The following is a 14,811-nucleotide window of genomic DNA, read 5'->3' as shown; positions in this document are numbered from 1 at the left end:
GGACGACGATGGCCGCCTTTCGATTCGTTCATGTCGCGGATGTTCATCTGGACGCGCGGTTCAAGAGCCGGGACGAGCACCTCCGGGAGCGCTTGGCCGGAGCGCTCCGCGATTCCTTCTCGAACGCCGTGGAGCTCGCCCTCCGGGAGGGGGTCCACGCCTTCCTCGTCGCCGGCGATCTCTTCCACACGCCGGAGATTGCCTACGGGACCGAGCGTTTCCTGATCAATGAGTTCGAGAAGCTCGCCGGGGCGGGGATCGCCGTCTTCTACGCCCACGGGAACCATGACCCCGGCGGGGCGGCGTCGCCGCTTGCAGGAATCCGTTGGCCGGATGGAGTGGAGGTGTTCCGTGACGGGACGCCGCGCGCGGTGGAAGTGAAGGACGCCGACGGCCGCCCGGTCGGCCGAATCACCGGCGCCGGGCATGCGACTTCGGCGGAAGGGGAGAACCTCGCCGCCTGTTTTCCCGCCGCCGTCGGGCCGCTCCCCGAAGTCGCCCTCCTCCATGCGAATGTCGAGGGGGGACAGACGGCGGGGGAACACGAGCGATACGCCCCGTGTGTCGCCGCCGATCTGGAGGGGAAGGGATACGACTACTGGGCGCTCGGCCACATCCACCTCCGTCAGGCGATCGACGCGCGCGTCGCGGCGCGCTATTCCGGGTGCGTCCTCGGCCTCTATCGGAACGAGACCGGCCCCAAAGGAGCGCTCTTCGTCGAGGTGGAGAGGGGCGCCGCGCCCAAAGTGGTTTTCCAGGCGACCGCGCCTCTTCTCTGGGAGAGGATCGAGGTGAATCTCGGCGGCGCGGAGGACGTGGACGCCGCGCGCGAGAGGATCGCCGCCGCGATCGGCGAACGCTTCGGCGGCGCGGGTGACGTCCTCGTCACCGTGGGCCTTCTCGGTGAGACTCCCGCCGCGCCCCGCCTTCGGGATCGGGAGACGCGCGTGACGATGGAAGAGGAGATCGCCGGGGAGGCCGGGCTTGATCTCTTGAAACTGGAAACGGGAAATCTTCGATCCCCCGTCGATGAGGAGGAGATGCGCCTCCCGCCCCTCGGCGAGCTGCTCGATTTCGTCGCCGTCCTCCGGGAGGGGCGGGAACCGATCGCCCCTCTCGCGCCGGAGAAGCTCGCCGCCGCGCCCGACAAGGCCGCCGCGCGCGAGGAGTATCTCCGTTCCCTTCTCGATGGGGCGGAGGAGGAGCTGATCCGGCGGATGTGGAGGGACGAGCCGTGAGGGTGCGGGCGATCCGGATCGAGGGATACGGCGCGCTCGGCGGGCGCTCCTTCGAGAACCTCCCGCCCGGCGTGGTTCCCATCGTCGGCCCCAACGAGGCGGGGAAGTCGACGTTCCGCGCCCTCCTCGCCGACCTCATCTACGGGTTCGATCCGGCGAACCGGGAGAGCCACCCCTTCGTCCCTTGGGACGGCGCCGACACCGGCGTCGAGGCGGATTTCGCGCGCGAAGACGGGCGCGGCTTCTCCGTTCGTCGCCGCCTGCGAAGCACCGCGCTCGGCGACCGGACCGACGGGAAGAAAGAACGGATCGGAAACAACCCGGTCGAGGAAGCTCGTCACGTTCCACGCGCGCTCTTCCGGAGCATCTACGATCTAGATCGTGAAGATATGAACTTTCCACGGGATTCCTGGGACGCCGTAAAGGATCGCCTTCTCGGGGCGGCGGGCGAGAAGAGGATCCGCCCGGCCCGCGAGGTCGCGGAGGAGTTGGAGGGGAAGGCCGATTCCCTCTGGCGTCCCGACCGGCGGGGAAAGCCCCGGGCGAAGGAAATCGCCGACCGCCTGAAGGATCTGGGGGTATCTCTCCGGGACGCGAAGGAACGGGACCGGTCGATGCGCGCGCTGGAGAAGGAGGCGGAGGAACTCGCGGCGCGGGACGAGGCGCTGGGGAGGAAACGGGTGGAGATCCGCGCGCGCGCCGAGAAGGCGCGTTTTTGGGCCGATCTCCGGGGGAAACTGGAGAGGCGGCGGGCGCGGATCGACGACGCGGGGGATATCGGGCCCTATGCGGACGTTCCGGAGGATCCTCTCGCCCGTCTCGCCGAGCTGGACGACCGCGTCCGCGAGGGGGAGGAGGCGCTTCGGGAGAAGGGGGCCGAGAGGGAGTCGTTGGAGAAGGCGGCGGGCGCTGTCGCGAGCGGGGACGATCGGATCCTCGCCGCGGAGGACCGGATCGGCGCGGCGGTCCGCGGCGCGGCGCTCCTCGCCCAGTTCCGGGAGGATCGGAAGTCGCGCCTACGCGAGATCGAGGAGAACGCCGGGGCGCTCCGTGAGAAGGCGCGGGACCTGATCGCGGAGCCGGAGAGGGCGGAGGAGCTTCCGGTTCTCTCTCCGGCGGAGTTGGAGTCCCGGATCCGCGCTTGGCGGCGCGCCGAGAGCGGAAGGAGCGGTCTGGAGTCGGCGGCGCTCCTCCTCGAAAGGGTCCCGGTTCCTTCGGCGATGTCGATCGTCCTTTCCGTTTTTATCGGGATCGCCGCGGCCATCGCGGGGATCCTTATTCCCTCTCCGGGGAGACTCGCCGCCTTCGGCGCGGCGGCGGTCGCGGGATTCGTTGCCGTTTTTCTGTGGTCGCGGCGCGGGGCGGATGCACGGGCGAACCGCCGCGCCGCGGAGGAGGCGGCCCGCCGCGAGGAAGCGCTCCGTGAAGCGCGCACCGAGGAGGAGAATCGGCTCGCCGCGATCCGCGACTATCTCGCCGATTGGGGCGTTCTCGACCATCGTCTCCACGACCCGGGCGAAACACTTCTTTGGGACGTGAAGGAGCTTCTCGATCGTCGCGAGACGGGGCGCCGTCTCGAACGCTCGCGGCGGGAGATCGATGGGCGTATCGAGGAGCGGGAGAGGGCGATTCTCGGTCCGGCGCGGGAATGCGGCGTGGAGGAGGACGATCCGGAGAGGGCCGCCGTTCTTCTCGCCGCGCGGTTGGAGAAGGCGAAGGAGAGAGGGCGCGTCGGGAAGGAGGCGGAGGAGCGTCTCCCCGCGCTCCGCGCCGAGATCACCACGCGGGAGGCGCGCCTCGAAGAGCTGCGGGAGGAGCGGGAGAGAATCGCGGAGACGCTCCGTGGATTGGGCGGCGGCGAAGAGAAGGCCGGTGCGCTCGCCCTCGCCGAACGGAGGGAGGCGGCACGGGACGCGCGCCGGATCGAAGAGGATCTGAGCGACGCCGGTCACGATCCGGACGCGTTGGAGATGAATCTCGCCGCGGAACTCGCCGCTGGCGCGGTGTTCACCCCGGAGGAGACGGTTCGTCTCGAGGCGGAGGCGGACCGGATCGAGGATGAGAGGCACACCGCCGGTAAGCGTTTGGCCGAGACGGCGGCCGAGAAGGAACACCTCTCCGGCGAGCCCGGCGCGGGGGAGATCGAAGGGGAAAGGGAGGCGCTCCGCGAGGAAGAGGAGGAATTGAAGCGCGACCGGGACCGTCTCGCCCTTCTCGCGGCGATCGTCCGCGAGTCGGATCGTCGCTACCGGAGAGAGCACGCGCCGGACATCGTGAAGCGCGCCTCCGCCTACTTCGCGAGGATCACCGGCGGCCGCTATGACGAGCTGGAACTCGATTCCGACGGAAGCGACGGACTCCGCCTTTTCTCCCGCGAGAAAGGGGAATGGGTCGACGCGAAGCCCCCCCTCAGCCGCGGAACGCTCGACCAGATCTACCTCGCGCTCCGGCTCGCCCTGGTGGACCACATCGAGGGAGAAGGGGAACCGCTCCCGCTCCTCCTGGACGAGGTCTTCCTCCACTGGGACGGGGAGCGCGCCGGCCGGGGATTCACCCTCCTCGAGGAGATCGCCGCGCGCCGCCAGGTTTTCCTCTTCAGCTGCCGGCCCGAGTCTCTGCCGGAATCGATCGCCGGGGGGGCGATCCGACTCGCCGCGCCGGGTGAAGGGGGCCGCTGACCGGCGACCCGTCCGAGCGGAAAGGAGGGGAGGAATGGTTGGTGGGCGAAGGGATCTCGCCGTCGCGGTTCTCGCCGGCGCCGCTCTGATCCTGCTGTGGGCGTTCGCCGCCTGCGAAACCGAGGAGGAAGGGAAGGTGGGAGGATCGATGAAGGAGGAGGACCGCTACGCGCACCGCCGGGAGGCGATGGTGCGGACCCAGATCGAGGCGCGGGGCGTCCGTGATCCGCGTGTGCTCGCCGCGATGCGCGCCGTGCCGCGCCATCTCTTCGTCCCCGAAGATCTCCACTCACGCGCCTACGAAGACCACCCGTTGCCGATCGGCTACGACCAGACCATCTCCCAGCCGTACATCGTCGCGCTCATGACGGAGCTTCTCGACCTCGAGCCCGGCGAGAAGGCGCTCGAGATCGGCACCGGCTCCGGATACCAGGCGGCGGTGCTCGCCGAGTTGACCGACACGGTCTTCACCATCGAGATCGTGCCGGAGCTGGCGGAGCGGGCGCGGGCGGACCTCGCCGCGGCGGGCGTGCGCGGCGTGAATGTGCGCGCCGGCGACGGCTACCGCGGCTGGCCGGAGGAGGCGCCCTTCGACGGGATCATCGTCACCGCCGCGCCGGAGGAGGTCCCGGCGCCGCTCATCGAGCAACTCGCCGAGGGGGGACGTCTCGTCATTCCCGTCGGCGATACCTACCAGGACCTCATCCTCCTCCGGAAGGAAAAGGGGGAGATCATCCGCCGCGTGGTGATCCCGGTCCGTTTCGTCCCCATGACCGGCGAGGCGGAGAAGCGGTAACACGTTTCGAAACGAACGGATCGGGAGGCGCGACGCCACTGCCGCCGCCCGAAGCGCCCCTCGGCGCGCCCTCTTCCTTGACATTACAAAAAAAAAGGGCCATACTTGAAAGAAATGCGCCGGCGCGCGGTCCCCGGGTGTTCCGTCCGGTCCGCCGCGCCGGATGCGGAGGCCCTCCATGCGATTCCTTCCCGCCGTCGCAAGGCTTCTTCCAACGATTCTCCTCTCATTCGTTCTCGTCTCCTGCGGGGAAGACGGAAGCCCGACGGGGACCGGCGAACCGGAACCGGTCGATTCCATTCGTGTCCGTTTCGTGGAACCCTGGGATGAAGAATTCGACTTCTGCCTCGATCTCTACCCGAACGGATTCGCCGAGATATATTACCGAACCGTGGAAGGCGCGACGGGGATCACCCATCGTCTGGATTTCACCCTCCTCGATGATTCGTACCGGCGGGAGATCTCCCGTTCCCTGGGCCGCCTGGACCGGTGGAGCGGAGCGATCGATTCGGCCGGAGTCGCGCCGGACGTTCCTTCCCTCGCCGTCCTCCGGGGTGAGGGGCTCCCCGACACGCTCCGCGTCCCCCTCGAGGCGCCCGAGGACAGCGGTCCTTCTCCGGAGATCGATTCCCTCCTCGCGGCGGCGGACGGCCTGACCGCCCTCCTCCGCGATCTCCGCATGTCCGTCCCCTGGGGTCTGGACCAACCCTTCCCGCTGGAGGAGTCGGTGATACAGGTGAGTCGCGCGCGCCTACCTTCATTCTGTCTCGGCGAGGCGATCGAGTACATTCGGATCCACGACGGAATCTACGTCTGCGCCTGGCGCGACCGCTCGACTCCGGATTATCGGTTTCCCTACGTCCTCCCCGATTCGACTCGTGAAGAACTGGTGAGTTGTTTGCCGGCGGTTCCCTATCTCCAGGAGCTTTATCCGGAAAGGGATGGTCGCCCGTATCAGTACATCTTCGAGGGGGACGGCGAGCGGTACGGAATCGACGGGGAGAAAGGGCGCTTCGACCAATCGTTGCCGAAAAGCTATCTGATGCTCGGCGACATTTGGGATCACATCCAATATAGGAATCGACACCTTCAGTGCTACGAGGAAATCCCCGCGGACGCGATGTGGATTCGCCTGGAGAGATTCGGCGTTTCGGACACGCTGGAAATGCGTTTGTGGGGGGAAGGATCGGTCGCCTATGAAAAGACGATATGGAAGGATGGGGTGCGCGAACGGTCCTCTCTGACCGGAAACGTCGATAAGGATCTGCATCGATCGGTATCCCGCCGCGCCGAACTGTTTCCCCTTCTCGCGGAACCCGTCGATATCGATCCCGCCTCGCCCGAGGACGTCGAGTTTTTTGACTATCGCTTCACGCTGCGGATTCGAGGAGTCGAGTTCCCGGTCGCCGCGCGCGCACCGGAAGGAAGCTGGCTCCCCGTTCCTCTCCGGATCGATTCCCACCCGGCGGTGGAAGAATACCGACGCCGGGATCCGGACCGCGAGGTCTCCGATTTGATCTGGTACTTCGATCGGATCGAGAAGGACCTAACGGCCGTCGGAGCGCACGGTTCGGGCGGAGGGTTGATTCCGCCGATCGACGAGGGCTGAACTCCGGACACCGGCCCGGTTCTCTAACGCTATTTATTACAGCGAGATAACGTTTCGAGCCTTTCGTTCCTTCTCTCCGTCCCCAAGCCTCGCCCCGCCCTTGCCGATACGTGGAGAGAGAAACACCCAGCACGTGTGAACCGCGGGGCGCCGGCGCGCGCCCCTTAACGGAGGAACGAACGACGATGAACTGTCCATCTTGTGGAAAAGAACTACGGGAGATGAGCGTGGGCGAGATCCGGGTCGATGTCTGCCGGGGCGGTTGCGGCGGGATCTGGTTCGACCGCTTCGAACTGGACAAGGTCGACGAGCCGGACGAGGCGCCCGGCGAGCTGCTCTACGACATCGACTACGACCCGGAGCTTCAGGTGAACCCCACGAAGCGCAGAAGTTGCCCCCACTGCGAAGACGCGGTGATGATGCGTCACTTCTTCAGCGTGAAACGCGCCGTGGCGGTCGATGAATGCCCCGCCTGCGGCGGCTTCTGGCTCGATCGGGGAGAGCTGCAGACGATTCGTTCGCTCTTCGGTTCCGAGGAGGAGAGGGCGCGCGCCGGCGAGGAGTACTTCGACCGTATCTTCGGCGGGCAGCTCGAACAGATGCGCCGCGAGAGCGAGGAGAAACACGCGAAGGCGCTCGCCTTCGCCAAGCTCTTCCGCTTCATCTGCCCAAGCACCTACATTCCGGGCAAGCAGTCCTGGGGCGCTTTTTAGCCCGGAAGAGACGGAAGGTTTCTACTGCGGATCCGGCTCGCGGGCTGCGAGACCTCCCTTCCCGCACCGCTTCCTCGACGGGGCTAAGGCCCCGCCTCCGGGAGCGGCTTGTCCAGGTCGGCCTCTCGCCTCCCGATCCGGATCCTCGTCACGAAACCTCCCGTCTCTTCCGGGCTAATCCGGAATGGAGTACTGTGGATCCGGCTCGCGGGCTGCGAGGCCTGCGAGGACGGCCCGGGTAGAGAGGGACGGTCCCCTGTTCGGAAAGTGGTGACCGTGCCCATATTTGTAGCTATCCTCGCCGCATGCTTCGTACGATCCGCGTCGTTCCCTACGATCCTTCCTGGCAGGCCGCCTTCGCCGCCGAGAGGGAACTCCTCGCACCGCTCTTCGCCGATCTCGATCCGGTCATCCACCATATCGGGAGCACCGCCGTTCCCGGACTCGCCGCCAAGCCGATCATCGACGTGTTGATCGAGGTGCGGGAGATCGCCGCCGTGGACCGTCTCGATTCCGCCATGCGCGCCGCCGGATACACGCCCATGGGGGAGTACGGCATCCCGGGGCGCCGCTTCTTTCTGCATGGCCCGGGACCGGACGAAGAGAGGACCGCCCACGTGCATGTCTTCGCCAAGGGCTCGCCCGACGCGGAGCGCCATCTCGCTTTCCGGGACTATCTGATCGCGCGCCCCGATGAAGCGAAAGCGTACGGCGCGCTCAAACGCGAACTGGCGCGGCGGCACCCCCACGACATCGAGGCGTATATGGCCGGCAAGGAAGCCCTCATCCGGGAGCTGCAGAGACGCGCCCTTCTCCGGAAGCGGGGGGCGCGGGAGTAGGGAAGGGGACGGTCTCGATCGAAGGCGAAAAGAAGCCCCGGCGCAGGACGATCCCGGGCCGGGGCTCTCTCGTTTCTCGCTTGCTGGCGCGGATCAGAGAAGAATGTCGATCCGCGTGACCGATCCGTCCTGGAGCTGCGCGAGCAGGAAGACCGTTCCGCCCGACTCGGCGACGGCGTAGACGTTCGCCACGGTGCCCGCCGGGAGGGCGGGGATGTCGAAGGTCAGTTCCGGAATGCCGTCGTTGTCGGTGTCGAAGCCGAGACTGTACGCCTGTGCGGGAAGGTCCGCATAGGCGCCCACGTCGCCGAAGTCGACGTTCGAGTAGAGCTCGGTGGGCGTGGTTCCCATGGTCACGTTCCAGATGTCCACTTCACCCACGCCGACGGCGGTATGGATCGGGCGGATCCGGATGCCCGTGGGCGTCGGCGTCAGGCTGTCCGAGAGCGCCAGGGCGCCGAGCATCGCCGCGTCGTTGTAGGCGGCGACGGTGTAGACGCCGTCCGACTCCAGGTCGATGCCGGAGAAGGTGGCCACCGCGCTCCCGATCGCGCCGCCCGCCGGGGCGATGTCGAAACGGTAGGCGCCGGCGGGTACCGTCAGATAGCCGGTGCCGCTCTGGAAGGCGAGTCCGGTGATGGTCGCCGGCGAGACCTGGTTCACGAAGATGTCCACCGTGCCCGCGTCGGGCGAGAGATGGATCGCGCGAAGGTCGACCGAGTCCACCGCGGCGGGCGTCGCGTCGATCTTCGCCGTTGTGCCGTCCGCGAACTGGGCGACCAGGTAGACGTCGCTCCCCTCGGCGACGGCGAAAACGTTCGCCACGGTCCCCGCGGTGAGTGCCGGCAGATTGAAGACCAGGTCGGGCGTCGCGTCGTCGTCGACGTCGAAGCCGAGGGAGTAGGCGCCGGCGGGGAGGTCGAGATAGGCGCCGGCGACGCCGTAATCCACGTCCGTGTAGAGAGCTGACGGGGTGGCTCCGGATGTGACGTTCCAGATATCCACCTGGCCCACGCCCGAGGCGGTGTGAATCGCCCGCACCCGGATGTTGCCGTCCGCCAGACCGGTGAAGTTATCCTCCAGCGCCAGCGCCTGGATGCTCGCGAGCGGTCCGTAGGCGACGGCGGTGTAGAAAGAGGCTTTGCTCAGCGGGAGATTGTCCACCGTCAGCACTGCGTCGTTCGCCGTCTGGCCGTTCGGCGCGATGTCGATCCGGTAGGTTCCCGCGTCCACCTCGAGGTAGACCGTTCCGTCGCGGAAGGCGAGCGCGCTGACCGCCGCGCTCGATCCCTGATTCAGGAAGATGTCGACGGCGGGGGCGTCCGGCGAGAGGTGAATCGCCCGGAGGCTGCTCTTGTCGACGGTCCCCATCGGGTTGTCGTCGTCGTCGTCCCCGCATCCGAGGATGAGAAGTCCGGGAAGGATGAGCGCCGCCAGGGCCAGCGCCGTGACGCGGCCGAAGCCGCGCTGCGTGATCGTTTCCATCCGACTTTTCATGGTTCCATCCTTTCTTGCGGACCGTTCCCGGTTCCCAGGCCCCGAGCGGCCGACCGGGGGGGGCGCGTTCCGCCATTCAGCGATGCTTGACTCGTTTCCAGACCGTATCAAACTTCCTCTGAAGATAATGCGTTCTCCGTCGCGCGCCCGCTTATCTTCCAACTCAATATGAATAAACGGGATGCGGCGCCGCCTTCCCGTGGAGTTGAATAATCCGCTTCTCGGGCTCGTAAAGGAGTCGACGGCGCGGGCCGAGGCTTGCGATCTCCATCGGCGCCTGATAGGATCCCTTGGGCCGCGATGCTTCAGGAATGGAAGATTCTTGCGGGACATGTTCGGGGGCGGGCGCCGGATGAAAATCCGGACCCGACGTTCGAAGGAGGAAAAGATGCCGTTCGCATTCGTCGCTTTGATTCTGTTGGTGCTCTTCTTCTCGGGGATCCGGATCATTCGGCCCACCACCCGGGGCCTCGTCGAGCGTCTCGGGAAGTACAGGCGCTTCGCCCAGCCCGGATTCCACTGGATCATTCCCATCATCGACCGAATGACCAAGATCAACATCACCGAGCAGATGGTGGACGCGCAGCCGCAGGAGATCATCACCTACGACAACCTGAACGCCAGCGTGGACGCGCAGGTCTATTTCAAGGTCAAGCCGGACGAGGAGAGCGTCAAGAGTTCCCAGTACAACGTGAACAACTACGAATGGCAGATCGTGAATCTCGCCCGGACCACGCTTCGAAACATCATCGGCACACTCACGCTCAAGTCGGCGAACAGCGAGCGGGACAGGATCAATGGCGAACTGCTGACGACTCTCGCCAAGGAGACGCGGAGCTGGGGGATGGAGATCGTCCGGACCGAACTGAAGGAGATCGACCCGCCGTCGGACGTGCAGGAAACCATGAACAAGGTCGTCAAGGCGGAGAACGAGAAGATCGCCGCCCTCGATTTCGCCAACGCCAATGAGCGTGAAGCGGATGGTTTCAAGCGCGCCGAGATCAAGAAGGCGGAGGGGATCAAGCAGGCGAAGATCCTCGCCGCGGAGGGCGAGGCGGAAGCGATTCGTCTGGTGAACGAAGCGGCGAACACCTACTTCGTGGGGAACGCCCAACTTCTTCGGAGATTGGAAACCCTGGAGCGTTCTCTGGCGCAAAACGCCAAGATCGTGATCCCCTCCGACACGGATCTGGTCAACGTGATCGGCGACATGTCCGGTGTGCTGCCGCTCGTCCGGCGCGGCGACCGAGAGGAGCAGCCGGAGCGGAAACGCGAGGGATAGCGACTCTCCCGGCGGTCGCGTTCGGCCGATCGGGGGGCCGCCCCATCCTCCGATCGGCCGAAAAGCGATGGAAAAATCGACCCGGATCGGGTACACTGTCCTTCAGTTTCAGGAGAGCGGGTCGACGGCACATCGCTCCGGAGGGGGCGTTCGAGAGACCCGCGCACACGGAGTACGGATCATCGGTTCAACCGCTTCTGGAAGGCGCGCGCCGGCGCGGCCGTCTTCCAGCCCGCCCATGACGCTTTCCGCGCTCGGCGCTCGATTCCCGATCGGTTCTTTATGGCTGAAAAGCCCGTTCCTCCGGGTGTCGCTCCCGAAGGCGCCGGCTTTTGCCGCCCTTTCCGATCGACGGGGTCCGCCGGGGAGCCGGGGGATCGCGGGAAGGCGGCGATCAAGGAGGTGCGACGCATGATCAACCGGGCGGTCTTTCGACCGTCCTCGCGTGTTACCCACTGTCGTGTTTGGATCCGGTCCGCATGACGCATTTCGGCACACACTCCGAGTGGGACGGAGACACCGAAAGGCGGCGGGCCTCGAAGAGGAGACGGAAAAGCAGATGGCCAAGACGATCTATGTCGGAAATCTTCCCTTCGGCGCCACGGAAGAAGAGGTCCGGGACCTGTTCTCACAGCACGGATCGGTCCTGTCGGTCAAACTGATTACCGATCGTGAGACCGGTCGTCCCCGAGGCTTCGGGTTCGTGGATATGGACGACGCGGACGCGGACAAGGCGATCGCGGCCTTGGACGGCACCGATATGGGCGGCCGGAATCTCCGAGTGAGCGCCGCCCGGCCGCGCGGCGACCGCGGGTTCGGCGGCGGCGGCTACTGATCCTTCATCGGTCGAACTTCCGCCGGGGTCCTTCGGGACCTCGGCTTTTTTTGTGCTCTTCCTCTCCGGCCGTTCTTCGGTACCGGACACCTCTCGTCTCTTTCGGTTTTCCGGCGTAGTCCGGGCTAGTCCCAATCATGCGTGTGGTAATGACGGTGCGAGATTCCCCCATGCCGGTGGTCGTGCGCGTGCATGAGGTTCGCCGCGAGCAGCTTTTCCTTGTCCTCGAGAAGAGAGCCGACCTTTCCGTCGTAGATCAGGCCGTGGTCTTCGCCGAGCACGAGCGTGCGGTCGCCCAGTTCGGCGGCGAGGCTCAGGTTGTGGGTGGTCGTCACGGTGGTCCCGCTCCAGTCGCCGAGAAAGTCGACGAGCCACCCGGTGCTGCGCGGATCCATGTGGGAGGTGGGCTCGTCGAGCAGGAGAACCTCCGGATCGACGGCGAGGATGGCGGCGAGGCAGACCTTCTGTTTTTCCCCGCCGGAGAGATGGAAGGGGGGTCGGTCGAGCCGGCCGGCGACGCCCAGGATCTCCGCCCACCGGCGGACCCGTCCGTCCACGTCCTCCAAGCCGAACTGCCGCGGCCCGAAGGCGATCTCGTCGTACACGGTCGGGTGAAAGAGCATGGCGTCCGGGTTCTGGAAAAGGAGCGCCACCTCTTTCCGGAAAGCCCGCGCCGCCTCCCGCCGCCGGAGCGCGCTCCGCGTCACCGGTTTCCCTTTATACGAATAGGATCCGCCGGCGGGGAAGATCAGCCCGTCCAGGATCTTCAACAGCGTGCTCTTTCCGGAGGAGTTGGCGCCCAGTAGAACCACCTTTTCCCCCGCGCCGATACGGAAGCCGACGCCTTCCAGAACATCCCCGCCTTCGTCGTAGCGATAGCGCAAATCGCGCGCTTCAATCATCGAAAAACCCCCTGGACCGGAGCGCCAGGCCGACCTCGTCGGCGTTGTGGATCGCTTTGTCGAGGAAATGAGCGGCGGCGGCGGCGCCGTGTCGGCCGAGATGGCGGAAGGCGGGCCGCCCCGGCATGCGGCTCCGGAGCGCGAGGCGGAAATCCTCGTAGGTGCGTCGAAAACCGATGATCTGGCTGGTGGCGAGGGTGAGCAGTACCTGCAGCGTGCGCGAAAAACCGAGCGCGCGGAAAGGATTGACGCGTCGGATCATCAAAAAGGTGAGGAACGTGACGAGGAAGACGCGCAGGTTGAGGAGCGCCACGTAGTGTCCGGAGAAATCCCCCCGGTAGAGGGAGAGCGAGGCGTAGGAAATCGTGACGACGGAGTTGAAAAGGAGGATCGCGAGGAGAGCGCGGCGGGCGACACGGGGCGCGTCCCGGCCGGCGAGAATCGCCGCGAGGGCGAGCATCGCCGCGAGCGCCCGGAGATCGTGGACGACCGTGGCGGCGATCACGGCGCACCCGTAGAGAAGAAGAAGGCTCCCGTCACGCGTCATCTCTCTCTCCCGCGGCGAAGCCTCCCGACGAGACGATAGACCAGAAGCGTGAGCACCCCTTCGCCGATTCCCACGAGGGCGTGGGGGATGAGGAGGGCGGGGATGGTGATCGCGAAACCGAAGGGGAAGAAGAGGGGTGAGCCGTCGGCGGCGTGGGCGATCCGCGGCTGGGCGCCGAGAACGATGGCGAGCAGCAGGGCGGGGACGGTCACCGAGATCCATCCGGCGGCGATGAGGGCCGCCTTCTCGCTTCTCCGGGAGAGGGCGCGGAAGAGGAGGGAGGCCGCGCCGCCGCCGGCGAGGCCGAGGGCGAGCGCGTTCAGCGGGAGCGAAGTGATCCCGCCGGCGCCGAAGAGAAGCGCCTGCAGCAGGAGGACCAGCGAGACGGAGAGGAAGCAGGTCCAGACGCCGAAGAGGATCGCCAGGAGGGCGACGCCGGACGCGTGGGCCGAGGTGCCCCCCGGAACGGGAACGGCGATGGTCATCAGAACGAAGGCGAAACCGGTCATGGCGGCGAGAATCGGCAGGGTCTCTTCGCGCAGGCGGCTCTTCAGGCGGCGGAGGCCGACCGTCCAAAGGCCGGCGGCGGCGGCGTAGGCCGGCAGATACATCTGCGGCGCGATGAAACCGTCCGGGATGTGCATGGCGTCGGAACCTCGCCTCCGCGCCCGGGTCACCCTCTCCGGGCGGACCGTCCGCGGTAGAAAAGGGAGATGAGACCGAAAAGTCCGAAGAGGAAACCGAGACCGGCCAGGAGCCGGGCGTAGCGGTCGACGGCGGGCCGGCCGGCGCGCGGCGCCTCTCCTCCTCCGGCGGTCAGCGTCATCTCTCCCCCGTGTCCGTCCTCGGAAAAGACGCGGACGCGCCACTCCCCCTCGCGATCGGGGAGAAAGACGACCCTTCCCTCCGCGTCGGTGAATCCGGTCTGATAGGGAATCCTCTCGCCGGCGCGATAAACCTCGTAGCTCTCGTAGGAGAAGGGGGTCCCATCGGCGTAATGGAAACGGACGATCGTGGCGTCGCCGGTGGTCTCCTCGTGTAGGACCTCGTGGGCGGCCGCCGGAAACGCGGCGGCGAGAAAGAGCGCGACGAGGATATGCCGCGCGTTCACGGCGTCTCTCCGACGACGACGACGAGCGTCGCGGCGCGCACGACCTTGTCCGTCTTCTCCGACTCCACCGGCTCGACGTGCTCCGTTTCGATGAGGCATATGCCGGGAAAGGCCAGAGGGATCGTGATCCGGCCCTCGGCGTCGGTCGCGCCGATCCTCTCTCCTCCGGAGCGAACCTCCAGGCCCGCCAGCGGCTTCCCGTCAAGGACGACCCGTGCGCCGAGCGAGTCTCCCGATCGGAGAGCGGTCGGATCGTCGAGGGGGACGATCTCCAACCATCTCGTGAGGGGGCGGCCCATCGCCGGGCTCCAACGCTCGATCCGTTTCACGTAGGAAAAATAGAGCCCGCTCCGGATCGGCATCTCGACCTCGTCCTTGGGGAGGTTCTTGGTGCCGTAAGGGGTCTTGGTCCAGTATCCGGAGGAGGCGAACACCGTCACGGCCGCGCAGGAGCCGGGCGACCGGAAGGGGGTCTCGCCGGTGAGTTCCAGCGTGTCCGCCGCTCCGTCGCCGTCCAAGCAGAGCGCCTCGCGCACGAAACCGGGGCCGTACTCTTGCAGATCCGCTTCTTCGCCGGAGTGGAAGTGTCCGCTCCGGAGAACGAGGAAATCCCCCTCCCGGTCGATCCATAGGCTATGGGCCGATGCGGTGGAGGCGATGAGCAGCAGGGCGAGCGTCGCGCGCAATCGCATATCGTCGGTCCTCCCGTAACTCCGATTATCCCACGGCGGCTCTCGGCGGTCATCCACCACGGTCGGGCGGCG

14 protein-coding genes are annotated in these 14,811 nt (G+C 66.6%); 8 read left to right on the top strand and 6 right to left on the bottom strand.

Going from position 1 to position 14,811, the window contains the following annotated elements; genetic code table 11:
• Positions 1-8: 8 nt before the first annotated feature.
• From JW958_09890 to JW958_09865, 6 genes are all read left to right on the top strand, one after another.
• A complete protein-coding gene (locus JW958_09890; GenBank protein ID MBN1826568.1) occupies positions 9-1,238 on the top strand; it encodes a DNA repair exonuclease in 1,230 nt (409 codons plus the stop codon).
• Positions 1,235-3,916 carry an AAA family ATPase gene (locus JW958_09885; protein ID MBN1826567.1) on the top strand — a complete coding sequence of 894 codons (2,682 nt, stop codon included), beginning with the start codon at positions 1,235-1,237 and terminating at the stop codon, positions 3,914-3,916. The genes JW958_09890 and JW958_09885 overlap by 4 nt, the downstream gene beginning before the upstream one ends.
• A gap of 148 nt (positions 3,917-4,064) precedes the next feature.
• On the top strand, positions 4,065-4,712 hold the full coding sequence (locus tag JW958_09880) for a protein-L-isoaspartate(D-aspartate) O-methyltransferase (protein MBN1826566.1): 648 nt from the start codon (positions 4,065-4,067) through the stop codon (positions 4,710-4,712).
• A gap of 178 nt (positions 4,713-4,890) precedes the next feature.
• On the top strand, positions 4,891-6,321 hold the full coding sequence (locus tag JW958_09875) for a hypothetical protein (protein ID MBN1826565.1): 1,431 nt from the start codon (positions 4,891-4,893) through the stop codon (positions 6,319-6,321).
• A gap of 221 nt (positions 6,322-6,542) precedes the next feature.
• The gene (locus JW958_09870; protein ID MBN1826564.1) at positions 6,543-7,034 is read left to right on the top strand and encodes a zf-TFIIB domain-containing protein; all 492 of its coding nucleotides are present in this window, start codon (positions 6,543-6,545) and stop codon (positions 7,032-7,034) included.
• A gap of 305 nt (positions 7,035-7,339) precedes the next feature.
• A complete protein-coding gene (locus JW958_09865) occupies positions 7,340-7,873 on the top strand; it encodes a GrpB family protein (protein ID MBN1826563.1) in 534 nt (177 codons plus the stop codon).
• Positions 7,874-7,966: 93 nt separating this feature from the next.
• On the opposite strand, the gene JW958_09860 is transcribed toward JW958_09865, so the two are convergent.
• A complete protein-coding gene (locus JW958_09860) occupies positions 7,967-9,370 on the bottom strand; it encodes a DUF4397 domain-containing protein (GenBank protein ID MBN1826562.1) in 1,404 nt (467 codons plus the stop codon).
• A 388-nt stretch (positions 9,371-9,758) separates the two neighbouring features.
• On the opposite strand from JW958_09860, the gene JW958_09855 reads away from it, so the two are divergent.
• Complete coding sequence (locus JW958_09855) at positions 9,759-10,652, top strand: SPFH/Band 7/PHB domain protein (GenBank protein ID MBN1826561.1); 894 nt, start codon at positions 9,759-9,761, stop codon at positions 10,650-10,652.
• Between the two features lie 559 nt (positions 10,653-11,211).
• On the top strand, positions 11,212-11,487 hold the full coding sequence (locus JW958_09850; protein MBN1826560.1) for an RNA-binding protein: 276 nt from the start codon (positions 11,212-11,214) through the stop codon (positions 11,485-11,487).
• 125 nt (positions 11,488-11,612) lie between these two features.
• On the opposite strand, the gene JW958_09845 is transcribed toward JW958_09850, so the two are convergent.
• From JW958_09845 to JW958_09825, 5 genes are read right to left on the bottom strand one after another with little or no spacing between them, the layout of a single operon-like run.
• Positions 11,613-12,389 carry an ABC transporter ATP-binding protein gene (locus JW958_09845; protein ID MBN1826559.1) on the bottom strand — a complete coding sequence of 259 codons (777 nt, stop codon included), beginning with the start codon at positions 12,387-12,389 and terminating at the stop codon, positions 11,613-11,615.
• Complete coding sequence (locus tag JW958_09840) at positions 12,382-12,936, bottom strand: ABC transporter permease (protein MBN1826558.1); 555 nt, start codon at positions 12,934-12,936, stop codon at positions 12,382-12,384. The genes JW958_09845 and JW958_09840 overlap by 8 nt, the downstream gene beginning before the upstream one ends.
• A complete protein-coding gene (locus JW958_09835) occupies positions 12,933-13,580 on the bottom strand; it encodes an energy-coupling factor ABC transporter permease (protein MBN1826557.1) in 648 nt (215 codons plus the stop codon). Before JW958_09835 ends, JW958_09840 begins: the two co-directional genes overlap by 4 nt.
• A gap of 29 nt (positions 13,581-13,609) precedes the next feature.
• Positions 13,610-14,047, bottom strand: a complete 438-nt coding sequence (locus JW958_09830; protein MBN1826556.1) for a hypothetical protein — start codon at positions 14,045-14,047, stop codon at positions 13,610-13,612.
• Positions 14,044-14,739 (bottom strand): DUF4198 domain-containing protein, encoded by a 696-nt coding sequence (locus JW958_09825; GenBank protein ID MBN1826555.1) that lies wholly within the window; start codon positions 14,737-14,739, stop codon positions 14,044-14,046. Before JW958_09825 ends, JW958_09830 begins: the two co-directional genes overlap by 4 nt.
• Positions 14,740-14,811: the final 72 nt, after the last annotated feature.

This window comes from Candidatus Eisenbacteria bacterium (assembly GCA_016930695.1).
In the GTDB taxonomy this organism is placed as follows: domain Bacteria; phylum Orphanbacterota; class Orphanbacteria; order Orphanbacterales; family Orphanbacteraceae; genus JAFGGD01.
Note: the sequence above shows the minus strand (reverse complement) of the source record. Positions and strands in the feature narration are given on the sequence as shown.